General features: G+C 48.1%; 20 protein-coding genes and 1 riboswitch. Of the genes, 14 read left to right on the top strand and 6 right to left on the bottom strand.

Annotation, left to right across the window (positions count from 1 at the left end; translation table 11 throughout):
- The first annotated feature begins 7 nt into the window (after nucleotides 1–7).
- Nucleotides 8–1,267, top strand: coding sequence for a molybdopterin molybdotransferase MoeA (locus tag EOV40_RS06855; RefSeq protein WP_128105458.1), 1,260 nt, complete (start codon nucleotides 8–10; stop codon nucleotides 1,265–1,267).
- A gap of 1 nt (nucleotide 1,268) precedes the next feature.
- Here EOV40_RS06855 and mobB read toward each other — a convergent pair whose 3' ends face one another.
- Nucleotides 1,269–1,793 (bottom strand): molybdopterin-guanine dinucleotide biosynthesis protein B, encoded by a 525-nt coding sequence (mobB, locus tag EOV40_RS06850; RefSeq protein WP_128105457.1) that lies wholly within the window; start codon nucleotides 1,791–1,793, stop codon nucleotides 1,269–1,271.
- A gap of 106 nt (nucleotides 1,794–1,899) precedes the next feature.
- Between mobB and mobA the strand changes: the two genes are divergently transcribed.
- Nucleotides 1,900–2,529: a molybdenum cofactor guanylyltransferase gene (gene mobA / locus EOV40_RS06845; protein ID WP_128105456.1), complete on the top strand. Its 630-nt coding sequence runs from the start codon at nucleotides 1,900–1,902 to the stop codon at nucleotides 2,527–2,529.
- Entirely contained in the window at nucleotides 2,529–3,353 is an 825-nt protein-coding gene (gene fdhD, locus EOV40_RS06840; protein WP_128106207.1) for a formate dehydrogenase accessory sulfurtransferase FdhD, read from the top strand. Before mobA ends, fdhD begins: the two co-directional genes overlap by 1 nt.
- A gap of 39 nt (nucleotides 3,354–3,392) precedes the next feature.
- Here the strand turns inward: fdhD and EOV40_RS06835 are convergent, their stop codons facing one another.
- Nucleotides 3,393–4,004, bottom strand: a complete 612-nt coding sequence (locus EOV40_RS06835) for a glutathione S-transferase family protein (protein WP_128105455.1) — start codon at nucleotides 4,002–4,004, stop codon at nucleotides 3,393–3,395.
- A 178-nt stretch (nucleotides 4,005–4,182) separates the two neighbouring features.
- Nucleotides 4,183–4,364: riboswitch (yybP-ykoY riboswitch) on the top strand.
- Between the two features lie 6 nt (nucleotides 4,365–4,370).
- On the opposite strand from EOV40_RS06835, the gene EOV40_RS06830 reads away from it, so the two are divergent.
- Nucleotides 4,371–4,961 carry a manganese efflux pump MntP gene (locus EOV40_RS06830; RefSeq protein ID WP_128105454.1) on the top strand — a complete coding sequence of 197 codons (591 nt, stop codon included), beginning with the start codon at nucleotides 4,371–4,373 and terminating at the stop codon, nucleotides 4,959–4,961.
- Nucleotides 4,962–4,970: 9 nt separating this feature from the next.
- On the opposite strand, the gene EOV40_RS06825 is transcribed toward EOV40_RS06830, so the two are convergent.
- Together EOV40_RS06825 and EOV40_RS06820 are read right to left on the bottom strand one after the other, a co-directional pair.
- Nucleotides 4,971–5,645, bottom strand: coding sequence for a TetR/AcrR family transcriptional regulator (locus EOV40_RS06825; RefSeq protein WP_050819891.1), 675 nt, complete (start codon nucleotides 5,643–5,645; stop codon nucleotides 4,971–4,973).
- Nucleotides 5,646–5,844: 199 nt separating this feature from the next.
- Complete coding sequence (locus EOV40_RS06820; protein WP_128105453.1) at nucleotides 5,845–6,270, bottom strand: EF-hand domain-containing protein; 426 nt, start codon at nucleotides 6,268–6,270, stop codon at nucleotides 5,845–5,847.
- Between the two features lie 352 nt (nucleotides 6,271–6,622).
- On the opposite strand from EOV40_RS06820, the gene EOV40_RS06815 reads away from it, so the two are divergent.
- The 7 genes from EOV40_RS06815 (at nucleotide 6,623) to EOV40_RS06785 (ending at nucleotide 18,251) form a co-directional block, all read left to right on the top strand.
- Nucleotides 6,623–8,320: an NAD(P)-binding protein gene (locus tag EOV40_RS06815; protein ID WP_128105452.1), complete on the top strand. Its 1,698-nt coding sequence runs from the start codon at nucleotides 6,623–6,625 to the stop codon at nucleotides 8,318–8,320.
- 1 nt (nucleotide 8,321) lies between these two features.
- Nucleotides 8,322–11,909 (top strand): pyruvate:ferredoxin (flavodoxin) oxidoreductase, encoded by a 3,588-nt coding sequence (gene nifJ / locus EOV40_RS06810; RefSeq protein ID WP_128105451.1) that lies wholly within the window; start codon nucleotides 8,322–8,324, stop codon nucleotides 11,907–11,909.
- Nucleotides 11,910–11,927: 18 nt separating this feature from the next.
- Nucleotides 11,928–12,938: a dihydroorotate dehydrogenase-like protein gene (locus EOV40_RS06805; protein WP_128105450.1), complete on the top strand. Its 1,011-nt coding sequence runs from the start codon at nucleotides 11,928–11,930 to the stop codon at nucleotides 12,936–12,938.
- 8 nt (nucleotides 12,939–12,946) lie between these two features.
- Complete coding sequence (locus tag EOV40_RS06800) at nucleotides 12,947–13,963, top strand: bifunctional enoyl-CoA hydratase/phosphate acetyltransferase (protein ID WP_128105449.1); 1,017 nt, start codon at nucleotides 12,947–12,949, stop codon at nucleotides 13,961–13,963.
- A 29-nt stretch (nucleotides 13,964–13,992) separates the two neighbouring features.
- Nucleotides 13,993–15,195 (top strand): acetate/propionate family kinase, encoded by a 1,203-nt coding sequence (locus EOV40_RS06795; protein WP_128105448.1) that lies wholly within the window; start codon nucleotides 13,993–13,995, stop codon nucleotides 15,193–15,195.
- Nucleotides 15,196–15,294: 99 nt separating this feature from the next.
- A complete protein-coding gene (locus EOV40_RS06790) occupies nucleotides 15,295–17,169 on the top strand; it encodes an AsmA family protein (protein ID WP_128105447.1) in 1,875 nt (624 codons plus the stop codon).
- Nucleotides 17,169–18,251, top strand: a complete 1,083-nt coding sequence (locus EOV40_RS06785; RefSeq protein WP_128105446.1) for an AI-2E family transporter — start codon at nucleotides 17,169–17,171, stop codon at nucleotides 18,249–18,251. Before EOV40_RS06790 ends, EOV40_RS06785 begins: the two co-directional genes overlap by 1 nt.
- 60 nt (nucleotides 18,252–18,311) lie before the next feature.
- Here the strand turns inward: EOV40_RS06785 and EOV40_RS06780 are convergent, their stop codons facing one another.
- A complete protein-coding gene (locus tag EOV40_RS06780; protein WP_196332552.1) occupies nucleotides 18,312–18,689 on the bottom strand; it encodes a hypothetical protein in 378 nt (125 codons plus the stop codon).
- Between the two features lie 998 nt (nucleotides 18,690–19,687).
- Here EOV40_RS06780 and EOV40_RS06770 point away from each other — a divergent pair.
- Complete coding sequence (locus EOV40_RS06770) at nucleotides 19,688–21,058, top strand: PepSY-associated TM helix domain-containing protein (protein ID WP_244296823.1); 1,371 nt, start codon at nucleotides 19,688–19,690, stop codon at nucleotides 21,056–21,058.
- Nucleotides 21,059–21,138: 80 nt separating this feature from the next.
- Here the strand turns inward: EOV40_RS06770 and EOV40_RS06765 are convergent, their stop codons facing one another.
- On the bottom strand, nucleotides 21,139–22,410 hold the full coding sequence (locus EOV40_RS06765) for a cation:proton antiporter (protein WP_408740468.1): 1,272 nt from the start codon (nucleotides 22,408–22,410) through the stop codon (nucleotides 21,139–21,141).
- 247 nt (nucleotides 22,411–22,657) lie between these two features.
- Here EOV40_RS06765 and EOV40_RS06760 point away from each other — a divergent pair, with 247 nt between their 5' ends.
- Together EOV40_RS06760 and EOV40_RS06755 are read left to right on the top strand one after the other, a co-directional pair.
- Entirely contained in the window at nucleotides 22,658–22,861 is a 204-nt protein-coding gene (locus EOV40_RS06760; RefSeq protein WP_128105443.1) for a hypothetical protein, read from the top strand.
- A 64-nt stretch (nucleotides 22,862–22,925) separates the two neighbouring features.
- Nucleotides 22,926–24,422, top strand: a complete 1,497-nt coding sequence (locus tag EOV40_RS06755) for an outer membrane beta-barrel protein (RefSeq protein WP_128105442.1) — start codon at nucleotides 22,926–22,928, stop codon at nucleotides 24,420–24,422.
- Nucleotides 24,423–24,735: the final 313 nt, after the last annotated feature.

The raw sequence follows: 24,735 nt of genomic DNA, 5'->3' as shown, positions 1-24,735 counted from the left end.
TGGCTGTATGGTTGGTTCTTTATTAGCCTCAGCTGTTTCAGAACAAAAATGTACGGTGCCAGAGATGGTGGCGTATGATGAAGCACAGGCTCTTCTTGCAGCCTGTACGCAAAATATACCGTTACTTGCACCAGAATTTGTATCTATCTCGCAGGCATGCGGTCGTGTTCTTGCCGAGGATATAAGGGCAGAGGTGCCACGCCCCGAAGCTGATATCTCAGCAATGGATGGGTATGCATTCCGCTGTGCAGATATGGAAAAGGCGGGTGATATAGGTTTGCCTCTTTCTGGGCAAATCGTAGCGGGGGACACTCCACCACCTTTGGAACAAGGTGTTGCATATAGCATTCTAACAGGTGCGCGCATTCCTGCTGGGGCCGATTGTGTTGTGGCTCAGGAACGCACATCCATAATGAACGGACATGTGCATTTGCTGGAGCAGAATGCCAGAAATGGTTTGAATATTCGGCGGAGTGGGGAAGAGTTTTGTAAAGGTGACATGTTGCTTGGGCGTGGCCAAAGGCTGGATTGGCGGCATCTGCCCCTATTGGCGCACCAAGGTAAGGAACAAGTAGCTGTCTATAAACGTCCGAAAATTTGTGTTGTGGCTAATGGAGCAGAGTTTGGTGCAACAGCAACGGATTGCCGCACGGAGCTGAATACGCAGCTATTAGCAACAATGCTGCAAAATGAAGGTGTATTGGTCACGCGTTGTGTGTGTAGATCAGATAGTGAAGAGGATTTACACAAGCTGCTTCATCAGTGTGCGCAGGAAGCTGATATTCTTATCACCACAGGCGGTATTTCTGTTGGGCAAACCGATCATGTTCTGCCTGTTCTCAGCCAAATGGGTGCCACGTGTCTTTTTCGACGCGTTAAAATGCGCCCCGGCAAGCCCATGACAGTTATGCAACTAGGCCAGAAAATGGTGTTCTGTTTGCCGGGAAACCCAGGGGCTGCAGCTATATGTGCGCAACTGTTCGTTGTGCCATTTTTGCATGGTCTGACTGGCGCAAAGCAAGGGGAAAATGCAAGTAAGCCTATAGAAGGAAAAAGCAGTTTTTCTTATGTTGCGGCAACAGATACAACCTGCTTTTTGCCAGTACATTTTACGGAAAATAGGGGAGAAAACCTTATAAACCTTGTGCGGTCTGTTGGAGCCTCTGATATTCTGTGCCTCACACGGGCTAGCGGTCTTCTCAAAGTCTCGGCTGGTCAATCCTTGCAGGATGGAGATGTCTGCGAGGTCATACCTTTTACAGTTTAGTTTATACTTTCAACGCATAAGCGTGTTTACGGATATATGCTGCAATAGCCATTGTATCATTCAGATCCAGAAGAGTGAGAGTATCTGGAACATCTGGTATGTTGGGCTTGTCTGATGCGATAGCAACAATGCCCGGTGTTTGTGGGTATAAAGGGTCTTTTCCTATAATGGGCCTCCATACTTCCAGGCAGATAGGTACGGTTACATGAAAGCCTTCTACCAACACCAGATCAACAGCCTGCATGCTCTGAAGTAGGTCAGATATGGTGGGTAGGCTATTACATTCATGCTGAAGCACCCATCGTTCCGGGGTGGCGAGCATAACTTCTGTTGCACCATTTTGTCTGTGCACAAATGTATCTTTACCTGGTTTGTCCATATCTACACCATGATGCGTGTGCTTGATGGTTGAGACACGCAAACCAAGATGACAAAATGCAGGAAGTAATCGTGATATCAAATGCGTTTTGCCAGACCCACTACGGCCGATAATGCCAAAAATAAGCTGTGTACGTTGAGATATCATGCTTGCAAAACCAATGAGAGATCTAAAAGATCCTTAGATTTTAGAATGTGCAAAACGTAAAAACTAGAATTAACAAGAAAGATATTTTAAAAATGGCGGAACAAGCATGAAAATAGCAGGATTGGTGTTGGCTGGCGGACAGGCTAGCCGGATGCATGGGCAGGATAAGGCCTTTTTGGATACGGGAAAGGGTCTTGCCTTAGATTGTGTTTTTGCACGATTGCAGCAGGAGTGTAGTGCTGTAGCCATTAGCGCTAATGGTGATCCCGCACGGTTTGGTGCATGGGAATGTCCTGTTTTGCCAGATAGCCTATACAATGTAGGGCCACTGGCAGGCGTGTTAAGCGGCTTGGAATGGGCAGAAAACAATGGGTACAATACGCTTATAACAATACCGGTAGATACGCCGTTTACTCCAGCGGGGCTTGTGGATGCACTTATGCCTGCACCTTCGTATGCACGTTGTGGGGGGCAGTCTCATCCATTAGTGGCAGCATGGCCTGTTTCCGCTAGGCCTGTATTGGCAGCGCAGTTATCTTTTCTGACACAGGAGAACAAAAAGCATCAAACACGTGTGCGCACATTAGCAAATACCTTGGGGGCGCGTGCTGTAGATTTTCCTTTAGTAGAGGGAATGGATCTTTTTATGAATATCAATACGCCGCAAGATCTCATGCTTGCGCAAAAATATTGCGCTTCTGTGTGTAATGCTGATGCTGCAAAAGGCAATGGATGATGGCAGAAGATATCCCCTTTCCTGTAGCTTTGTCGTACGAAGCAGAACGGATAAGCTGGCAGCAAGGCGATGACATTGCGATTAGTGTGCGAGAGTGCAGTACGCTTATGGCCGCAGAAGAAGTGCCTCTAGCTCTGGTATATAATGGCATTGATTACGCGGTTATGATGATAACACCGCATGATGTAGATGATTTTGTTGCAGGATTTTCTTTTACAGAAAATGTTATTTCTTCCTTTGTAGATTTACGACACATAAAAATAACGGCACAGCCTGATGGTTTGCGTGCTGATGTGCGGGTAAATGCAGATGCCTTGCGCAAGGTGTTGGCTCGTACGCGTCGTCCGATAGCTGGGCGGACAGGATGCGGAATTTGTGGTGCCGATATGGAGAGTATAACAAACCGCAACGTATGCGGTGTAAGCGGGCAGGAGCCTGATGCAAGTGCAATCCATAAAGCGCTGGAAAATTTACGGAGCCATCAAGTTTTAAATAAAGGCATAGGTATGCTGCACGCAGCAGCATGGTGTCTACCTAATGGCCATATTGTGCATGTGCGAGAAGATGTTGGCCGCCATAATGCGTTGGATAAACTGATAGGTTACGGGCTAAGGAATCAAGTAGATTTCACGCAGGGATTCTGTTTTTTAACAAGTCGCTGTTCTTATGAGATGGCGGCAAAAGCCATTGCTGCAGGTATGTCTGCCGTGGTGTCGCTGTCTGCGCCTACAGCACTTGCGGTGCGCACGGCACGTGCCGCAGGGTTGGTTCTCATTTCTCCAGCACGGTCAACCGGCATGTATGTGGTTTCTCCCGCCCCATAGAATTGAGAGAGTATCTGTTAGGGCGGGAGGAGCAATTGCTTACGCCAAGCCTTCTGCTTTAAGCGCTGCCTGTGTGGCGGGGCGGTTGAACACTTTGTTTCTGAGTGCACGTGCTTTGGGGTAAGCTGTCAAATCAATTTCCAAAGGTGTCGCCCAGCTTAAAATTACGGCCATAAGAGCATCTGGCTGACTAAAACCAGCAGGAAGCAAATAGTCAGTGCCATTGCTTTCCAGCAATTGCTCAAGTTGCTCCAACCGCCGGATGACTGTTTTCAGGCAAAGTGCATGTGTGGTGTCAGATAGATCTGGGGTAAAGAGCATGCCAAAGGCACTGTGTACGTCTTCACAAAAACCCAGAGCTTCCAGCATGCGTGAGCGATCTAATGAACCTTCTGCAGGCCGAAAGGCCGCAATATCAGAAAGATTCCCAATGTAGGGTAAAATAGCTACGTTCTGTGTAAGCACCACACCGGGTGAAATTTCGATGGCAGGCACAGCACCGCGTGGGTTGATCTTGAGATAATCTTTACCGTCTTCCAATGTCTTGGTTTTTAAGTCCACTTTTTCCAGACCAAAGGGAAGGCGTGTTTCGTTGAGAATAATATGAGAGGCTAAAGAGCACGCACCCGGAGTGTAATATAATTTTATCATAGTGTTTTTGTCCTTTTTATTGGGTTTCTGTCACGCATAATTCGACTTCAACATATTAACGGCTATTTCTGTCCAGCGTTCATCTTCTTATTTTGAATTATTATGAATGCCTCATATGCCGCATGAAAGATTTTGGTTTTTCAGGCTCTTGCGGAACATCTGCGATATTGATACAGAGGCTCCGTTCATTGGGGAGTAGCCACCCTCTATTACAAGAGGGGTCTTCGTCAACACACTTGGTCAGTCGACCATGGCGGAGACAGCGTTTTTTAAAAAACGCCCAGCAAGACCAACGGCATTATCGCTTCCGCTGTGGCCGGGGGGCGATGCATGCTGTTTTGCGTTTTGCGGCCCTTGGACTTGCTCATGACTGGTATTTTCACACTCGGTGTTCTGGGGCTTTCCCTTTCTGTGGATGCTTTTGCAGCCGCGGTTGGTAAGGGTGCCAGTGCCAAACATGCACGTTGGAACGATGCCTTGCGTATTGGTGCTGTGTTTGGTTTTTTTGAGGCCATTACCCCTGTTGTGGGCTGGGTGCTTGGGCTGGCCCTAAGCACATGGATTGCCGCAGTGGACCATTGGATAGCCTTTGCACTGCTGTGCGGCATAGGTGGCAACATGATCCGCCTGGCCATGAAAGATGAACCAGAAGAAGAGGCGCAAGCTGAACAGCCCAAAACTGCAAGCCGTGGTGTGTTGGGGCTGATTGGAACAGCCTTGGCAACCAGCATAGATGCAACCGCGGTAGGGGTTAGCTTGGGTGTTATGCAGGTGAATATTTTATCAGCTTGCTTGGTGATTGGCGCCGTTACCACGGTTATGGCAACGGCAGGAGTTATGCTGGGCCGGCACGCCAGTGTATGGATTGGCCGTTATGCAGAAATCTGTGGCGGAATAGCTCTGATGCTTATTGGCTGTTCGATCCTATACACGCACCTTACCTCTGCCACGGGGTAAGGTAAAAAGTTAACCACATGCCGCAGCGGCAGCGCGGATACCTGCGGCAGTCATGCCAGCCGTCAGCCGGGATGTTTGATCAATATCGACTAAAGGGTTGCGCGCAATATACAGCAACCCTTCTAAAGCTGTTGTTAAAACAGCGGCTGCAATAAAATCCATGCGTTCAGGAGATGTGTTTTTCATGGGGACCACCCTGAGCAGATTTTGCTTCAGGTCATCCAGCATTTCTCGTGTTTCACTCATATTAAAGAGCTTGGCTCTGATATGATGCTGATTGAGCTCTAAAAAATGTGGTGCACCATGAATACTTAGAAGCTCCCGAAAAGCCGCATACTGACTTTTCTGAAGCATAGTATCCAGATTATTTTCTTCGCTACGTGCCAGACGTGCGGCATCTCTTACGCGCTGTGCAACTTTTACGAGGATAATATCAAAGATGGTTTCTTTGGTTTTATAATAATTATAGAAACTTCCCGGTGAGACATTGCTAAGGGCAACAATGTCTCTTACCGTTGCTGCATCCAAGCCGATACTAGAAAAAACTTTCCATGCAGCGCTTTCAAAGGCGTCTTGCTTGAATGCGCGCGTCATTTCGCGTTTTTGAGAAGCGCGATAGGACTTTTTGGGTCTGGTTGTTGTTGGTTTAGCCTTGGTAACGGGCTTTTGCGGGTGGTCCGTCAATTTTTTACAAACTCCAGTGTCCTTCTCGCCCTTTGTTTACAGTAAAATTCTCCTATCTGAAAGCGGCAATAAAATAAGATTTAAAAAAGAGATATTTTTTCAATACATCATAGAATAAAATGGAATATTTAAGTAAACAAAAATAAAAAACTAAAATAAATTATGCCTGAAAATCAAAAGAATACGTAAGATTTATGCATTATTGTGGTTCTTTCCAATCATTAACATTTAAATAACCTTTTTGACCATGATCCATTTTACGAAATTCATCATTGAGAACAGCGTTTTGGGCTGATGTTGGAAGCATGGCAAAGCCTCGTGATGAAAAATCATTTCTGGAAGCCAGAATTTTTCTTACTTCTGTATCAAACTCATCAAAGGAGAGGCGGCCATCATGGTTGGTATCGGCATCGTTAAAATCTTTTTGCCGATCTTGTTCAGAATAAGCGCTGGAGATGGTTTCTGCACAAAGTTTTCCGGGGCAGAAATTAAAAATAATGACAGATATTGCAATAATTTTTTGAGGAAGATTATGCCAGCGGCATAGATCAAAAAATCTATGAAAATCAGGATGTTTTATAGCTATAAAGGAAAAGTTTCTTTTCACAAAAACATTTGCCTGCATGTTGTGCCTAAGCTCCTTATTTTAGCAGAATGAAAGGGACTTGTGCGACAAATCTTAAAAAATGAATAACATGTCAAGTTAGTATTTTTTCGAATACAGCACTATTTTGGTTCTTATTTTCTTTATGAATAGGAATTATCGTCAAAAATTGTTTTTAATGAAACTTATTTGCAAAGAAATAATACCAATAAGACGGTAATTTCATCAATTTAAAGTTGACGTGTTATTCGATTTTTGTCTTCCTGCACAAAGCGCATTGCGGTGCATGCACATGTTTCAGAAATCTGTTCCGTAAATGCGCGTTGCTTGCGCACGGTCACCCTAATGGCCACGAGGTCGGGAGAGAACTTACATGACTATAAAGCTGCACGACATGACACAGGTCATGCAGGAGACAACACGGAAAGGTGTTGGGAGTTCTCGATGGCAAAGGCCGGTTTACAAACACTTTCTGCCGCCTTGTAATCATGCCTGCCCTGCGGGGGAAGATATTCAGGGGTGGCTGGCACATGCGCAGGCCGGAGATTACGAAAAAGCATGGTACGCACTTACCGACAATAACCCGATGCCCGCCGTGCATGGCAGGGCCTGCTATCACCCATGCGAAGGTGCATGTAACCGAGGCAGCTTGGATGATGCAGTTTCCATTCATGCTGTAGAGCGTTTTTTGGGTGACTTGGCAGTGCAGAATGGCTGGCATTTTCAGTCTGCGGCACCTACAGGCAAAAAAGTACTGGTTATAGGCAGTGGACCAGCAGGGCTTTCCTGTGCCTATCACCTTGCCAGGTTAGGGCATCAGGTTGAGATATATGAGGCAGCAGCAGAGCCGGGTGGAATGATGATGCATGGCATCCCCGCCTACAGGCTGCCGCGCCAGCCTCTTAAAGATGAAATTGCCAGAATAACATCCATGCCGGGCGTTACATTGCGTTGTGGTATGCGGGTTGATGACGTTGCGCAGGCGCGTCAGCAAGGTGGGTTTGATGCCGTATTTGTGGCTGTCGGTGCCCAGTTGGCTAACCATCTTAATATCCCGGCAACGGACGGCAAGAAGCTGGTGGATGCTGTCAGTTTGCTGGATGAAGTGAGTAAAGGTGAAAAGCCCCAGCTAGGCCGCACCGTTGCAATTGTTGGTGGTGGCAACGTAGCAATGGATGCCGCCCGCACAGCAGAACGCTTGGGCGCCCAAGATACGGTTTTGATTTTCCGTTATGACCCCCAGCACATGGAAGCCCTGCTGAGTGAGGCTGAAGCTGCTTTTGCTGAAGGGGTTAAAATTGAATGGCTGAGCGTTGCTGACCATTTTGGTGCAGACGGGGTAACGGTTGAAAAAGTGACCATGAATCCAGATGGCAGCGTAACCCCTACAGGGCAGACCGCGCATTTGCCTGCAGATGCAATGGTTATGGCTGTTGGGCAACATAGTGATCTGGCATTGCTCAAAACAGCGCCTGCTATCAGCATAAATAAAGATGATACCGTTGCGGTAGATGCCTCAACCCTCATGACCGGGCAGGAAGGTATTTTTGCAGGAGGAGACTGCATAGGTGGTGCACGCACCATGACAACCGCAACAGGCCATGGCAAACTTGCTGCGCGTGCTATCAATGCTTATTTGGCCGGGCAGCGTTATGTGCATCCCGCAGCGCATCCTCTTGTTTCATTTGATATGCTGCATCTGCCAGATTACGCGCAGGCAGACCGAAGTAAACAGCCAGAGCGCCCCTTAACGGAGCGTGCCGGGTTTGATGAAATATTCGCCGGTTTGGATGAAAAAACAGCACGTTATGAAGCCGGTAGATGCCTTTCCTGCGGTAACTGTTTTGAATGTGACAATTGCTATGCATCCTGCCCAGAGCAAGCCATTACACGGCTAGGACCGGGGAAGGGATATGCCGTTGCCATGGATATGTGCACAGGCTGCGCTGTTTGCGCAGAACAGTGCCCCTGCCATGCCATTGAGATGGACCCAGAACCTGTAGAGGCTACGCCACCCAAGGGAAGTTTGGGTGAGCCCGTTATGCCAACACGCTTCAAGGTGCGTGCATAAAATGGAGAATGTCATGACCGAACAACTCCAGACAATGGATGGCAATACATCTGTTGCGCATATTGCTTACCGTGTGAACGAAGTCTGTGCGATTTACCCTATCACGCCCTCATCCCCCATGGCGGAACTGGCAGATACGTGGTCTGATCAAGGTGTGCAGAATATCTGGGGTGAAGTGCCCGTTGTGCAGGAAATGCAGGCAGAAGGCGGGGCAGCCGGGTGTGTGCATGGTGCTTTGCAAACCGGGGCGCTTACCACAACATTTACGGCCTCTCAGGGCCTTATGCTCATGCTGCCCAACATGTTCAAAATTGCAGGTGAGCTGACATCAACAGTTTTCTATGTAGCTGCGCGCGCGTTGGCAGCGGGTGCTTCCTCCATTTTTGGTGATCACCAGGATATTATGGCCACTCGCACAACAGGGTTTGCCATGTTGGGGGCGGGTTCTGTGCAGGAATCCCATGATCTGGCGCTGGTTGCACAGGCCGCTACTCTGGCTGCGCGTATTCCCTTTATCCATTTTGCAGATGGTTTTCGCACATCACACGAATACAACAGCCTTGTTGTGGTGTCGGATGATGTCATTCGCCAGATGATAGATGATCGGCTGGTGCATGCACATCGGCAACGTGCGCTTAACCCGGAACATCCATTCATTCGTGGTACCTGGCAAAACCCGGATACCTATTTCCAGACCAGAGAAGCCGTTAATCCATTTTATGAGCGCGTACCTGCCATTGTGCAGGATGCCATGGACAAGTTTGCGTCTCTTACGGGGCGCCAATATAGCCTGTTCCATTATACAGGTGCGCCAGATGCTGAACGCGTGGTTATTTCCATGGGGTCAGGTTCCGAAGTTGTGCGGGAAACTGCAAAATGGCTGAACGCACAGGGGGAAAAAGTAGGCGCATTGCAAGTGCGTTTGTTCCGCCCGTTTTCTGCAGAACATTTTCTAAAAGCCTTGCCCCCAAGTGTAAAATCTATTGCAGTGCTAGATCGCACCAAAGAACCCGGTGCCCCTATGGAACCACTGCATGCAGATGTTGTAAGCGTGTTGGCAGAAGGGGTGGGGAATGGTCAGTTCTCACATATGCCGCGCGTTATTGGTGGGCGGTATGGGCTTTCTTCGCGTGATTTCAACCCGGCCATGGCACGGGCCGTTTTTGATGAACTCAAAAAACCAACACCCAAGAACCACTTTACAGTGGGTATTATTGATGATGTTTCCCATACAAATCTGGAGTATGATGAAACCTTCGATATAGAACCAGAAGGCACTGTGCGCTGTCTGTTTTATGGTTTGGGTGCTGATGGCACGGTGGGAGCCAATAAAAACAGTGTTAAAATCCTGAGTGAAAAACCGGGATGGTATGCGCAGGCCTATTTTGATTATGACTCCCACAAATCTGGAGGGGAAACGGCATCTCACCTTCGGTTTGGGAAATCTCCTATTCAGGCACCTTACCTTATCCGACATGCAGATTTTGTTGCCTGTCATAAGTTCGATTTTCTGTTCCGGCGCGATATTCTGGGTGCCGCCAATAACGGGGCCACGTTTCTGCTGAACAGCCCCTATGCGGCAGACAAGGTTTGGGAACAGCTACCACGCAAGGTGCAGGATCAGATTGTCGATAAAAAGCTGCGGTTTTTTGTTATTGATGCGTCAGACGTTGCGCTAAAGCTTGGCTTGGGGCCACGTGTTAATACCATTTTGCAAACTTGCTTCTTCCATCTCTCCAATGTTTTGCCACCGGATGAAGCTATTTCTGAAATCAAAAAGTCCATTCAGAAAACCTATGGTGCAAAGGGTGATAGTGTTGTGCAGCTCAATTTCCGTGCAGTGGATGCCGCTGTAGCGGCCCTGCATAAAGTTGCTGTGCCAGCCAAAGCTGATGGCACTTTGCCTATGCCACCGGTTGTGCCTGTATCTGCCCCGTTGTTTGTGCAGCAGGTTACGGCAGAAATTATGGCGGGCAGGGGAGAGAGTATTCCTGTAAGCCGTATTCCGGCAGACGGCACTTTCCCCGGAGGCACAACCCAGTACGAAAAACGAAATATTGCCGTAGAAGTGCCAATCTGGAACCCGGATACGTGCATTCAGTGCGGGCAATGTAGTATTGTATGCCCACACAGTGTGATCCGAGCCAAGACATACGAAGACAAAGATCTAGCAGGCGCTCCAGAAAGCTTTAAATCAGCGCCAGTCAATGCACGAGGGTATCCAGATTCCCGCTTTACGCTTCAGTTTTATGTAGAAGACTGCACAGGTTGTGGCGTGTGTGTTGAAAACTGCCCAGCAATCAGCCCGGATGGTGAAACGCGCGCCATTAACATGGGCGAAAAATTGCCTATTCTGGAACAGGAACGCGGGAATATCGCGTTTTTTGAACATTTGCCAGAAGTGGATCGGGCTGCGATTAACGAAGCCAACGTGCGTGGTGTGCAGTTTCTGGAACCGCTGTTTGAATTTAGCGGTGCTTGTGCAGGATGTGGTGAGACACCATACCTGAAGCTGATCTCCCAACTTTTTGGAGATAGGTTGCAAATTGCCAACGCCACAGGCTGTTCGGCCATTTATGCGGGAAATACACCGGCACATGCATGGAAGGCCAATGCGCAGGGGCGTGGGGTTGCATGGTCGAACTCATTGTTTGAAGACAATGCGGAATTCGGCCTTGGTTTCCGTCTGGCGGCAGATAAACAGGAATCTCTGGCACGGCAATTGCTGCAAAAACAGGCTGATATTGTGGGGCAGGATCTGGCAACGGCTATCCTGAACGCGCCACAGATTACAGAAAGCGAATTTGCGCTCCAACGTGCGCGTGTAAGTGCGCTGCGAAGCAAGCTGGAGGCTGTTCATACACCTGATGCTGCCATGTTGCTTTCTGTGGCGGATTTTCTGATCCGGCGTTCCATCTGGATTGTTGGGGGCGATGGCTGGGCATACGATATTGATTACGGCGGCCTGGACCATGTGTTGGCGCAAGGGCGTAATGTAAACGTGATTGTGCTGGATACAGAGGTGTATTCCAACACGGGTGGGCAATCCTCCAAAGCCACTCCATTGGGGGCAGCAGCCAAATTTGCGGCAGGTGGCAAACGTGTGCCGCGTAAGGATCTGGCCTTGCAGACCATTGCTTATGGCAATGTGTATGTGGCCCAGATTGCGCTGGGGGCCAACCCGGAGCAGGCTATTATCGCAATGCGAGAAGCCGAGGCGTATGAGGGGCCATCTCTTATTCTGGCGTATTCGCAGTGTATTGCGCATGGCATAGATATGCGTACGGGTATGAAGCAGCAGGCACGTGCTGTGGCATCGGGGTATTGGCCATTGTTCCGGTTTGATCCCACCATGCGCAAAAGTGGGCTTAATCCGTTCCGGCTTGATTCAACCCGCCCACGTATTCCGTTGGAAGATTATGCGTATCGTGAACTGCGTTATAAAACCCTTACCCGTACGCATCCAGAAAGTGCCGCACATTTGTTGCATCAGGCGCAGGCAGCCGCCAACGAGCGCTACCGGATTTACGAAGATATGGCCGCCCGTGATGGCAGCCGCTTCCTTCCCCATTGGGAAGATGTGAACTGAGGCGATTACGGGAGCATTATGGCAATGGATATTCGTACAAACTATCTTGGGCTGGAATTGCCTCACCCTGTTGTGGCTTCGGCATCGCCTCTTACGGCAGATTTGGAAGGGATTTTGCGTCTGGCAGATGCCGGGGCTTCCGCCATTGTTATGGCCTCGGTGTTTGAAGAGGATATTCAGGCGCAGGAACTGGCAGAAGCTGCATTGTGGGAAACAGGAGAAAATTCCCAGCCAGAAGCAGCAGGGTATTTCCCCGCGATGCATCATGCCTCTCCGTTGGATGGAAGGCTGGCTGTGCTGCGAAGTGCAGCAGAAAGAGCTGGTGTGCCTATTATTGCCAGCCTGAATGGCTGCACACCAGCAGGATGGTTGCGCTTTGCCAAGGATATGGAGCAGGCAGGAGCGGCGGCCATAGAATTGAACTTCTGGCATGTGCCAACCAACCCAGATGAAACGGGCACGCAGGTGGAAGAGCGCTGTATACAGGTGCTGCGTGATGTAAAGGCACAGGTTAAAGTGCCGGTAAGCGTTAAGCTTTCTCCCTTTTTCAGCTCCCCGGGGAATATGGTGAAACGCCTATCAGAAAATGGAGCAGGCGGTATTGTTCTGTTCAATAGTTTTTACGAGCCCGGATTACGGTCATTAACAGAGAGTGCAGAAGTGGATTTTGTTCCGAGTTCTGCATATGAATTACGGTTACCGCTTATGTGGGCAGCACTGCTTTCAGAACGTTGTCAGGCTGATCTGGCAATTTCCGGCGGGGTCCATTCCGGTATGGATGTTGCCAAATGTCTCTTGGCTGGTGCTGATATCGCTATGGTAACATCAGTTCTGCTGCAGAAGGGGCCGAACTATATCTCCATTCTTCTGCAAGAACTGCGGGAATGGATGTCTGAGCAGAATTTGGGCTCTGTAAAGGCATTCAAAGGCCGAATGGCAGCCAGAGGTACAGCAACCCAGGCAGAAGAGTTTTTGCGCACACAATACAGGCATATTTTATCTGCCCATATCACTGATATTAAACAGTAATTGCAAAGATGAATAAGATGAACAACATTCCTTCAAGCAAAACACAGATTTCGCAATATACGCATGATACTACAGAAATGCCTGTAAGTTCAGCACCAACCAGTCATCAGGCGTTTGAGCAATTGGTCTCACGCGCTGTTCAATTGCCGGGGCAGGTGCCTGTTGGTATTGTCTGGCCGTGTGAACAGCATGCCCTTGAAGGCGCAATGGATGCCGCTCAACAGAATATTATAGAGCCTGTTCTGATAGGGGATAAGGGCACAATCACATCTGTGGCGAAGGCAAGTGGTATTACATTAGATAAGACTGTTTTTATTGATGCGGCAACACCGGCAGAGGCTGCCCAGAAAGCAACGGCCTTGGTAAGGCAGGGGCGCGTAAAAGCGTTGATGAAAGGTAGCCTGCATACAGATATTTTTATGCACGCCATTGTTGAGGCGGATAGCGGATTACGTACCAACAGGCGTATTAGCCACGTGTTTTTGTTGGCTGTGCCCGGTTATGAGGATTTATTGTTTGTAACAGATGCCGCTATCAATATTTTCCCAGATCTGGATGTAAAGCGGGATATTGTTCAAAACGCGATAGATCTGCACAACGGGCTGGGTTTGGGTGCCCCGCGTGTTGCTATTCTTTCTGCAGTAGAAACAGTTAATTCCAAAATACCCGGCACAGTTGATGCCGCATGTTTATGCAAGATGGCAAAGCGTGGGCAAATACAAGGGGGTGTTCTGGATGGCCCCTTGGCTATGGATAATGCTGTAAATATTGAAGCTGCAAAAATAAAGAACATTGTCTCACCCGTAGCAGGGCGCGCGCAAATTCTGGTGGCTCCAGATCTGGAATCCGGCAATATGCTGGCCAAGAACATGATTTTTATGTCTGGTGCAGATTCCGCAGGAATTGTTCTGGGCGCAGCGGTTCCCGTATTACTTACTAGCCGTGCAAACAGTGTGCAGGCGCGTTTGGCGTCTATAGCCATTGGGGCGCTTTATGCTCATCATCTTGCCGGTGGGCAGGGCTGAAAATAGCCTTATAACAAGGAAGAGTATCCGTGCAGGATGTAGTTGTTGTTTTTAATAGCGGATCTTCAAGCCTGAAGCTGACGATTTACGCTTTCTCGGGCAAAGTAGATCCGCAAGTTCTGCTGCATGGAGAAATTGAGGAGTTCCCAGATCATTCTCAGTTTACGGCCAAAGATGTGGCGGGAAAGCTTCTTGCGCAGGAAAAATGGCCAGAAACGGGGCTGCATATTTTCAGCCACCTTTTTCATTGGTTTGAACAATATTCCGGCCAAGGGCGTGTACTGGCAGTAGGGCACCGGATTGTGCATGGCGGTGCAGAGTTTCTGCAGCCGGTTAAAATTACGCTGGATACGCTCAAGCAACTGGATAAACTCACACCGTTTGATCCGTTGCATCAGGCGGCTACGTTGGCTCCTGCAAAAGCTATTTTTGAAAAGCGGCCTGATATTTTGCAGGTGGCGTGTTTTGATACCACCTTTCACCAAACCATCCCGGAAATGGCGCGTTTGCTGCCTCTTCCGCGCCGTTATGCAGAGCATGGCATACGCCGCTACGGGTTTCATGGTATTTCATACAGTTATATTGCAGGCCGTTTGGCAGAGGTTGATCCTGCATTAGCGCAAGGGCGTACTATTGTTGCGCATTTGGGAAGCGGCGCCAGCCTGTGTGCATTGCGCCATGGTAAAAGCACGGAAACAACTATGGGGTTTTCCGCCCTTGATGGGTTAATGATGGGTACGCGCTGCGGTGCGATAGATCCGGGTGCTCTGCTTTACATGGTGCAGTCTGAAAAAGCAGATTGGAAAACGCTGGTCACCACGCTCTATCATCAATCGGGGTTATTGGGCGTTTCGGGTGTATCGTCCGATATGCGTATTTTGCGCGCAACATTGGCGCAAAGTCAGGATGCCTTACAGCGTAAGAATATTACAGAGGCGCTCGGGCTGTTTGTTTACAGGATTGTGCAGGAAATTGGTGCATTAACCGCTGTTATGGGTGGGCTGGACGGCATTGTGTTTACAGCAGGTATTGGTGAGCATGATCAGAATCTCCGTGCAGATGTCTGTCAGGCATTGGCATGGATGGGCGTGCAGATTGATGAAACCGCTAATGTGGCCCATGCGCCGGTTATCAGCAAAGCCAGTAGTAAAATAAAAATCCGTGTCATACCTACAAATGAAGAACTGCAAATATATCGCAGTGTTCTTCCTTTTCTTGATTCAGGAAAATAAAATTAAATATATTCCTGAGTCGAGAAAATAATTTTCGTAGAAGTTTGGATAATATTTCTGCATTCTATTTCCTGATAAAGGATTGGGAAAGGTATTTGTATGCCCCGTTGGGTATGGTTGGCCGGAAGTGTTCTGGCTGTTTCCGCTGTGGCCGCTGGCGTGCTGGTTGCTGGCCTACCACACTATAATCTGGCGCATATTGCATCAGATAAACTCAGTGCGTCACTTGGTCGCAAAACCCAGATTGAGGCTTTGCATGTGCGTTTTGGCCGATGGGTTACGGTAGATCTGGGGAATCTGCATCTGGCCAACATTCCCCAAGGCAGCCGCGCAGATATGATAACCCTGAAGCATCTGCATGCTCAAATTCTGCTTAGCTCTTTACTGAGTGGAGATATGCAGGCGCGAGATGTGAAAATTGATGGGTTTTCAGGCCTGTTCGAGCGTACGCCTGAACGTGAACCTAACTGGAGGTTCGGTAAAAAGGTCTCTTCAACGCCATCCAACCCCAAAGAACCAAGCGGGAAAGTATGGTTTCCTGGGCTACGTGATGCAACCATTACCGATAGTGAGGTTATTTATCGCTCTGCACATGGGCAGAGCTACGTAACGGGCCTTAAAGCGGTTACCTTGCATTCAACAAGCGACAGCACACCGTTGGTGATGGATGTAAACGGCACCTATAATGGTACGCCCGTAACATTACAGGCCAATATGCAGCCAATAGATGTTTTACGCCAAGCGGGTAAACCTTATGGAACCGATATCCATGCGGCATCAGGTGATTTATCGCTTCACCTAAATGGCACCATGACCGATCTGTTTGATTTTGATGGTATTGATGCAAAGCTGGATTTGCAGACAGCAACATCGCGCCCGATCATGGCTTTTGCTGGGGAGGCGGATAGCAAGATTACACAACCTGTTACGCTATCGGGCCACTTCACGCATAAGGGGGATGTGTGGCATCTTGACCATACAACCGGTTCGCTCAAGGAAAGCCCGATCCGCAGTGCAGATGTAACCTTTACAGAAGGTGCCACAGGGCAGCCTGATAAGGTTGCAGGCTCCATGGCGTTTTCTCGCCTAAACCTGAATGCCCTTTTGGGCGGCTCTTCCGAAAAACCCAAAACATCTGCAAACGGTATTGACGTGCCGCTACAGGTGCCTTTGAAGCCTGATCCGCTGATCAATGTGACACTTGCTGCAGATACGGTGCTGTATAATGCGCTTGTTTTTAATCAGGCGCAGATCAGTTTAAGCCAAATGCCTGGGCGTGTTGATGTCAGTTCTATGAAGTTAAACTGGCTTGGGGCCAGTATTCAGGCTTCGGGGCATTTATTGGCAGGTCAGAAAGGCACGCGTGTGCAGGCTACAGTGAATGTAGATAATGGGGATATTGACCAGTTCCGTAAGCAAGCAGGGTTTTCACCTTTTCCGGTAGGAGGAAAGCTAAATATTCGCGTGCTAACGCATGCAGATAATATCCAGACTTTGAATGAAGCTTCACGTTTAGCCAATGTCACGGCTGCCGTGGGCATGAATACAGGCACAATCTCTCAAGAAGTGATGGATATTGCGACAACCGATGTAGGGGCTCTCTTTCGCCAAAGTAAAGGCAAGGTTGGTGTATCATGTCTGCTGGGTGCGTTGGAAATGCACCAAGGCAAAGGCGTTGTGCAGCCATTGCGTATAAAATCAGATTCAGGAAGTATTGTAGGGAAAGCCGAGTTTGATTTGAACAAAAAAGCATTTGAGCTGGTTTTTGCCAGTAATGGTGCCAAAGGTATGCTGGCTATGGAAATTCCCGTTATGGTAAGCGGCTCTTTTAGCAGCCCACATGTAGGGGTAGCCAAATGGTCTGGCCGTGGACGAGAACTTTTGAAAGAAGCAGATATGGCGGCACTTTTACCTCCTGAACTCAAAAGCTTTACGGCTGGTTCAGCCTGTAGCCGTGGGACGAATGCAAAATAATGATACCAGAGACATCTGTTCCCGAACAAAAGCCAGAATTGGCTACAGGAACCCGCCCAGTGCTGGTGGCTCTGTTTGCCTGCACCCTTGTGTTGGGTGCGGTGTGGATTTTAGAACCTTTTATTCCCGCTCTTATTTGGGCTGGCACTATTGCGGTAACCATGTGGCCGTTGCTGTTGCGGTTGCAGGCATGGTTACACGGTAGCCGTAAAATGGCTATTTCCTGCACACTTTTGGTTGCTCTGGCCTTGTTTGTGCTGCCATTTTGGATGGCCGTTTCTACGGTGGTCAAGCATGCTGATGCATTTGGCCGGATTATTCCTTACATCAAGTCCTTAAAGTTACCTGACTTGCCAGAAAAGCTGCTCCATCTACCTATGGTAGGTGAGTATTTGGGTAAATGGTGGCAGCATCTGCAAAACATGAAGCCAATGGATATTGTGCAGCAGGCTGTGCCGCAACCAGACCAGATTATGCATTACCTTATGTCTTATGCAGGCAGTATTGGAATGCTTGCAGTGCAGTTTTTGCTAACTTTGATTATACTTACTGCATTTCTTGCAAAAGCTGAATACCTCATTACCACCTCAGAAAGGTTGGTAGGAACGTTATCCGGCAAGCGCGGGCAGGAAATGCTGGAACTGGCTGTGCGGACCATCAGGGGGGTGGCGCTAGGGGTTACTCTTACCGCTATTGTTGAAAGTCTGGTAGGCGGCGGCGGCATGTATCTTACAGGCGTGCCTTGGGCCAGTATTCTTACAGCGGTTACCTTTATGGCATGTCTATTGCAGGCAGGGCCGGGAGTTACACTTTTTCCTGCCGTTATCTGGGTTTACTTTGATAAGGGAATGGTATCCGCAATTGTTCTGCTTGCCATAACTTTCTTGACCATTTTTCTGGACAATATGCTGCGGCCTTATTTGATCCGCAAACAGGCAGATGTTCCGTTGGTTCTTATCATGATGGGCGTTATTGGCGGGTTGGCTGCCTTGGGTTTGGCTGGTATTTTTGTTGGACCGATGATCCTTTCCATTACCTATACATTGATTAAGCAATGGATGGAAAGTAATCAGGAAGCCTGATTGCAAAATTATACCCCCAATATCTGTGCATAAATATAAGATATTGGGGGAGTTTTAGGCTTATTTATTTGGCTTGGTGGTGAATACACAAGCGGCTAGAGTAATCATAACAACCTGCAAAATACCGCTCTGCACCGCATCTTTTTTATCTTGGTGCTGGACAGCCTTACGGCTACGTACGCCAGCAATTCCATGGCTGGCAATCAGGCTGAGCCCTAACCAAGGCCGATATGTTTTACCCCAACCGTCTTTACGCAGCAGGCAGAAACCAAGAATACCGACCAAGCCGGCAGACCCCATTGTAGCCAAATGAACAGATTTTTCTTGGCCATCCAGTTCCTTATCTTTGCTGCATGCTGCCATAGCGGTCCATGCTGCACTTAGGCCAATAGCTGTAGCTTTTAGAGTGGGAAATATACACTTTTTAATAAGACTCATAGAAATCTATCCTTCAGGCATCATCTTGATTCCATTAAGATTTGGGACTTCGATATAGAATTTGCAAGATTATCAAAGATACCCTGCCATGGCCTGAGGGCAGGGCAGAAGGTAAGGGCCCAAGTGGGGATGGAGTTTGCGCCATAAAGGGCAAAGCAGCGTAAACTACAAAAAATTATGTTGATAATGATTCTTAATAATGTATTTGTGCAACGTGTTCTACTTTAACCTACCTGAAAGAGAGCGTGGGCTTTCCGCATGAGGTTCGTAACTTTCTATATACGCATGTGCGGGGAGAGCATGGTGAAATCTTTTCTGCCCGAACGAGATACCGAGGGTAAGTATGTGGCCTGAATACATGATGTGGATTGCAACAGGAGCTACTGTTTTCGGGTGCTGTTTGCTTTATGCCACTTCGCGCAATCAATACGTATTTTCTGTGCCGCTTCATCCCAAAAGTTTATACAGAGCACTAGGGTGGGGGGCCCAGGCGCTTTCTTTTTGCTGTCTCTGGCAGATCAAAAGCGCAACAACTGCATTGTTCATGCAAATACTGTTGATGATACTTGTATGGCTTGTTTTTCCATTTGCTGTTGTTTTGCTGAAACAGCGGTAAGCATTTATGATGCCTAGATACACTTATACAAGCCAGAACTGGCTCTCCAAAGTTACAGCTGCTGTTGTTCCGGGTAATCTTCTTACATTTGGCCTTGTCGGGGTTATTGGTATTCTTTCCCATGCAGACAGTGATCCGCGTAAGGCATCTGCTCAGTTTTTAACGTGGCTAACGGTTTTGCTGTGGTGTACTATTTTGTCAACTTGCTTTTTATTTTCTAATGGCAAGCGTGCTTGGAATTACCTATCTGTTGCTGCCTTATGTGTTTGGGGCCTGTTTTTTGTTTTAAAGGCTCTATAGCATGAAAATACGTGCAGATATTGTGCAGATGTATCGGGATATCCACAGTTGGGTGGGTATTCTGGCGGGGTTGTTCCTGTTTGTGGCGTTTTACGCTGGAGGTATCAGCGTTTTTGAAGCCCCTCTACAAAATTGGCTTACAAAACCAGTTGTTTTGCCTGCTCCAGTAACTGTGGAGCAGGTGCCCGATCTTATGCAAAAAGCATTTGCGGCTTATCCTGAGGCACAGCAGGAATATACGGTTGTGCTGTCTCCTACGGTTTCTTTTCCTGCTAGGTTGATGTGGCCTGTGCATGCTGGGCAAAGGCATGCTGGCCCTGTGTATATGATAGCGGCTTCACTTGATGCAGAAGGGCATTTAGTGACGGCAAAACACAAGCCATCTGAAGTGGCTCATTTTATAGATGAGCTACACGAAAACGTAGGCTTGCCTGTTTTTATGCCTTACAGCAGATGGTTTATGGGCATTATTGCGCTGTTGTATGCTGTTGCGCTGGTATCTGGTGTAATTGCATTTTTACCTATGCTGGTAAAAAATATTTTTGCTTTACGGCTTATCCAGGGGGCATGGAAGAAATGGCTGGATATCCATAACCTTTTAGGTATTTTCAGCCTGCCTTTTCATATAATTATTGCGCTTTCATCTGTGCTTTTTGCTTATCATGGTTTGATTCATAATGTGCAAACCATCATGTTTTCAGCCCCAACGGCTTTTCATGATCGTCATGCACCTGCAGGACGTATGGGGCATCAGGCGGTTGCGCATTCTTTAACCCCTTCCATGCCGCCATCAGAAATTGTGCAGGCTTTACAAAAACAGGCCCCCGAGTTTGTACCTGATGTTTTGAATTACACGATAACAGATAAAGCAAAACAAACTTTATTCGTTATCGGGCATGATGAACACTATATGATGCGTGGCCCGGCAGGTGGTCTGGCGGAACTGGATCCAGCCTCTGGGAAAATACTTTCTGCAGAGTATATGCCGGGGCTCCAGTCGGCATCATTTAGCATTTTAACCACGCTGTTTGCGCTACATTTTGGAAGCTTTGGTGGGAATGCAGTTAAATTTGGATATCTGATATTAGGCTTTGCCGGAGCCTTTCTTTTTTATTCCGGCAACAGATTATGGTTGATATCTCGATATCGAAAAGAGCAGAAAAACGGGGCAACAGAACCAAGTAAGGGCACGAAATTTCTTACACGTATAACATATGGCTGTATTTTTGGCTGTATTTCAGGAATTTCTGTTCTTATGAGCGTAGCGCTTCTAACGCCTTATTGCGAAAGTTATCTAGGTGTCAGTCTGATTTATTATGCTATTTTTTGTATGTGCCTTGGGGTGTCTTTTATGGTGCCAGATCCATTACGCATACGCATGCTGGGAATGTGCGCTGCCATAACAACTCTTGCCATTCCTTTAATATATATTTGTAAATATTTTGTATTTTAAGGCGCTTAATCTGCGGGTGTATATCGTGTTGTAATGATATACACCCGCAGAGCACTTTTGGGTTTATAGAATGTAATTTTTTAACGTGGGGCCAGAAGGCGGAAGAGGGGCCCAGTCAATACTGTGGAAAAAACCGCCAACACCATTAAAGAAGCAAAAGCAAAATCAGACAACATGCCCTGTTCATGTAAAATAGTGGCTGCAACAATTTCCATCAGCCCCTTGCATTGTAGAAGTGCTCCAATACCCAAAGCCTGCCTGGGTTTAAGCCCTGGGGCAGGGGGAAACACATAAACCGCCCCAATCTTGCTAAGGATGGATATGCCCACCAAAGCAAAAGAGGCAATGATGGAAGGCCATGTGAGAGCATCCCCATTTATGCGCAGGCCGCTATGGCCGAAGAACATGGGGGCTAGCCAGATAAGGGCAAATGTTCCCACTTGTTCTATGGGCAGACGTCTCACCCAACTGGGCGGCATGATGGCACCAGCAAAATATGCGCCTATCAATTCATGCAACCCAAGTTGCATGCTGGCCCATGATCCAGCGGCCAGATAAACAGGAACAGTTACCCAGATAACCCACGCAGGTGGATGACGAAAATGGCGAGAGGCCCAGTTGCCAGCCGCAGCCAGTGTGGCAAGCAATGCCACGGCCAGAAACTCCAGCCCTGTCCACCCATGCAGAGAGGCGGTGCCTCTATGCGCAAACTGCAAAATGGCAAGACCAACCCATAAGGCAGCATCATCTACCACAGCAAGCTTAAGCGCCAATTGCCCTAACGGGCGTTGGGAGGCATCAAGTTCTCTAACCACTCCAATCAAAACGGGGAGTGCGCTTACGGAAATGCACAAGCCGATAGATGCGGCGGCAATAAGAGGCGAGGCCAGAGGGGCTTGCCATCCATGCAAGGGCAGAAAACAGGTGTAGGCTAAGAAAGACCCCAGCAGGAAAGGAATGCCTAAAGCCACACCTGCCCCAGCTAGTAGTCGGCCGAGAGAGGGAGAGGCAATGGCATGGGCGGATGTATCACCTTCTGGGTGCTGCCACATTTCCAGGCCAGCCGTAAAAGCCAGAACCAGTACAGCAATCCACCCAATGGTATCACCATAAGAAGAAGGGATACCGAGTTCTTTAATTGGTGCGTGCCATACAGCCAGCAAAATGCCAATAAGGATAGGCAATACAACAATAGGCAATGCTTTATGCAGAAGGCGCCACAGCACCCAAGGAAGGAAAACAAAAATTGTGGCATCGGTGAAAAGCGATGTCATTGCTGTGTCGTTCCGTCCCTTGTTGTTGAAGAATGATCCTTTGTAATCGAAAACCACGATGGTATGCAAATTTCGCATATCAGGGCGCGAGCGCATGTTGCGCATGCACAGGTTTGTGAGGAATTACAAACGTGCATGCATAAGAACTATACCGGAAGTATATCTAAAATATAAGCATTTGTAATATGTAAAAAAGAGATCAATATTTTATGTCCATTTGGGTTTTAGAAAGTTATTGAATATTTAAGGGTTTTGTGAAGAGTGCATTGTGTGCAAAGCGCAAAGTTTTCCTAACCAACGCAACATATAGGCAGGAGTTGCTTGTATGTTGGAGCGTAAACTCAGCCCTTTAAGTTTGAAAAAACAGAATATTTTTGCAAGGCCAACTGTGTTGGAAGCTGTGTTTATTTTGCGCCTGGAGGATTGCTATTTTGTGCACGGTATATTATTTCTGGTTCGAAACGTACGTATTGGTCTTGCAATTACGGTGAAGGCATCACGCTGCTGGGTACTTTATGTATTTGGCTAGAGGTAAGTGCTGATCAATATGTTTCGTATTCGTCACTATTTCTGATGCGCAAGAGAAGTGATACATGCGACAGACTATGACTAATCGAAGTGCCTTCAAATTTGTATTGCTATCATGTTGTGCTGCATTTTTGTGTGAAGCAGGTACGTCAGTAGCCCACGCACAAGTTTCTGCGCCGGCACAGGTGCAGGTAGGAGACATTGCCAAAACCCTTAAGCCAGAAGAGGCGGAAAAGGGCGCAGGCACCCCAACAGATGGGGAAGAACCACCTGTGACTTCTCTTTCTGAAGAGGAAGAGGCCATGAAGCCTAAGGCGGGTAATCTGTTCCATGTCAAACCCGGTCATACCCCCACATATTGGGAAGGGCTGGAAGGGCACGTCTCTATCGAAGCGGGGATTTCAGGCAACCCCTGGACACGCTCAGGACGCAACTTTGCGCAGTACTATTCAGATCGGGCGAATACGGTCACACTGAACCAGATTATTGGGTCATTGTCTCACCCTGTTACGTCTGTAGGTAGTGGGTATGGCATCGGCTTTGTGCTGGAAGCCATGTATGGTTCCGATGCGCGCTTTGACCCCACAATCGGGATGGGCTCTGGCTCCCTGCATGGGCTGTATCAGTGGGCGCCCACACAGGCGCATCTGGATGTGCATCTACCGTGGATCTTCAAGCGCGGCATTGATGTGCAGATCGGCCAGATGTACGGCATTATGGGCGCAGAAGGCACGCCCGCTCTTGCGCGCCCTTTTTACACCTATAATTACGCATCCGATTATATCGTGCCGTTCCAAACGGTGGGTATTCTGGCCACTATGCATCTGACACGCCACATGGACTGGATTTTGGGAGTAGATGCGGGGAACTCCACAACCTTTGGTGCTTCTGGCAATAACAACAAGCCCAAGGGCTATTTTGGTCTGGCCTGGAACAAGCTGATGGATGGCAAGTTGGATGTGCATGCCATCGGGCACTTTGGGCCACAGGGCAACAATGGCCGCACCATTGTGTCACCTACGGGATGGGTGAGTGCGGGCATTGGCAAGCAGGCCAATAGTCTCATGCAGTATAATGCGGATGTTATGGCCACGTATCATATCAATGATAAAATGACCGTTTCCGTGGATGGCACCTATCTGCACGATGATTCCCTGCGTGATGATGCTTATGGGGTGACAACCTATTTTTCCTACGACATTCACCCATGGCTGACATTTAATGCGCGTGGTGAGGTCTTCCGAGACAACACTGGCGGGGTTATTACGGAATATTCCAGCTTCAATTCTCTCACGCAGGCGCTCAGCAACCAGCCTTTCCCGTATTATAACGCTCTGCCGACAACTTATGGAGAACTAACGGTAGGAGTTGCTTACAGGCCGGAATTTATAAACAAAAGGCTGGCTTTGGGGGGCTTTACCATCCGACCGGAAATCCGGCTGGACAAATCTCTTAATGGCACACATCCGTTTAACCAGGCTGGCACGGTACAGAACCCAACCGTTAATAATGGTACAAATAACATGCTTTGGTTCAGTTGTGATGCAACCTGGTCTTTCTAAGATATCTTCTTAAATACAGAGGTGATAAGAATACGGGAGATATAAACGCAAAATCTTCCGTATTTTTAGGGATGTATTTTGTAAAGCGGAAGAATGATGCATTTGCCTGAATATGTCCGGCAACGCTATTTTTGCTTCCATAGAACAGTCGGTCTCACCAACTGTCTCATGTGTGAGACAGTTGGTAACATTTTCTACAAACTCGCGTGAAAAACAGGACAAAAGTGTGACGATATTGCGTCCTTTTGTGTTGTGCAGGGCCATTGGCCGCTGCGAGGGCATGGTGTTTCAGGATCATGCTGTCGTAACGGCT

Source organism: Acetobacter oryzoeni, from assembly GCF_004014775.2.
GTDB classification, from domain to species: Bacteria; Pseudomonadota; Alphaproteobacteria; order Acetobacterales; family Acetobacteraceae; genus Acetobacter; species Acetobacter oryzoeni.
This window is presented reverse-complemented; position numbering and strand designations above follow the sequence as displayed.

Excerpts from the sequence above, each read along its gene's own strand:
- nifJ (WP_128105451.1), top strand. The coding sequence starts at position 8,322 with ATGGAGAATGTCATGACCGAACAACTCCAGACAATGGATGGCAATACA.
- EOV40_RS06830 (WP_128105454.1), top strand. The coding sequence starts at position 4,371 with ATGACTGGTATTTTCACACTCGGTGTTCTGGGGCTTTCCCTTTCTGTG.
- EOV40_RS06755 (WP_128105442.1), top strand. The coding sequence starts at position 22,926 with ATGCGACAGACTATGACTAATCGAAGTGCCTTCAAATTTGTATTGCTA.
- EOV40_RS06785 (WP_128105446.1), top strand. The coding sequence starts at position 17,169 with ATGATACCAGAGACATCTGTTCCCGAACAAAAGCCAGAATTGGCTACA.
- EOV40_RS06805 (WP_128105450.1), top strand. The coding sequence starts at position 11,928 with ATGGCAATGGATATTCGTACAAACTATCTTGGGCTGGAATTGCCTCAC.
- EOV40_RS06800 (WP_128105449.1), top strand. The coding sequence starts at position 12,947 with ATGAATAAGATGAACAACATTCCTTCAAGCAAAACACAGATTTCGCAA.
- EOV40_RS06765 (WP_408740468.1), bottom strand. The coding sequence starts at position 22,410 with ATGCGAAATTTGCATACCATCGTGGTTTTCGATTACAAAGGATCATTC.
- fdhD (WP_128106207.1), top strand. The coding sequence starts at position 2,529 with ATGGCAGAAGATATCCCCTTTCCTGTAGCTTTGTCGTACGAAGCAGAA.
- EOV40_RS06820 (WP_128105453.1), bottom strand. The coding sequence starts at position 6,270 with ATGCAGGCAAATGTTTTTGTGAAAAGAAACTTTTCCTTTATAGCTATA.
- EOV40_RS06780 (WP_196332552.1), bottom strand. The coding sequence starts at position 18,689 with ATGAGTCTTATTAAAAAGTGTATATTTCCCACTCTAAAAGCTACAGCT.
- EOV40_RS06815 (WP_128105452.1), top strand. The coding sequence starts at position 6,623 with ATGACTATAAAGCTGCACGACATGACACAGGTCATGCAGGAGACAACA.
- mobA (WP_128105456.1), top strand. The coding sequence starts at position 1,900 with ATGAAAATAGCAGGATTGGTGTTGGCTGGCGGACAGGCTAGCCGGATG.
- EOV40_RS06760 (WP_128105443.1), top strand. The coding sequence starts at position 22,658 with ATGTTGGAGCGTAAACTCAGCCCTTTAAGTTTGAAAAAACAGAATATT.
- EOV40_RS06790 (WP_128105447.1), top strand. The coding sequence starts at position 15,295 with ATGCCCCGTTGGGTATGGTTGGCCGGAAGTGTTCTGGCTGTTTCCGCT.
- mobB (WP_128105457.1), bottom strand. The coding sequence starts at position 1,793 with ATGATATCTCAACGTACACAGCTTATTTTTGGCATTATCGGCCGTAGT.
- EOV40_RS06835 (WP_128105455.1), bottom strand. The coding sequence starts at position 4,004 with ATGATAAAATTATATTACACTCCGGGTGCGTGCTCTTTAGCCTCTCAT.
- EOV40_RS06855 (WP_128105458.1), top strand. The coding sequence starts at position 8 with ATGGTTGGTTCTTTATTAGCCTCAGCTGTTTCAGAACAAAAATGTACG.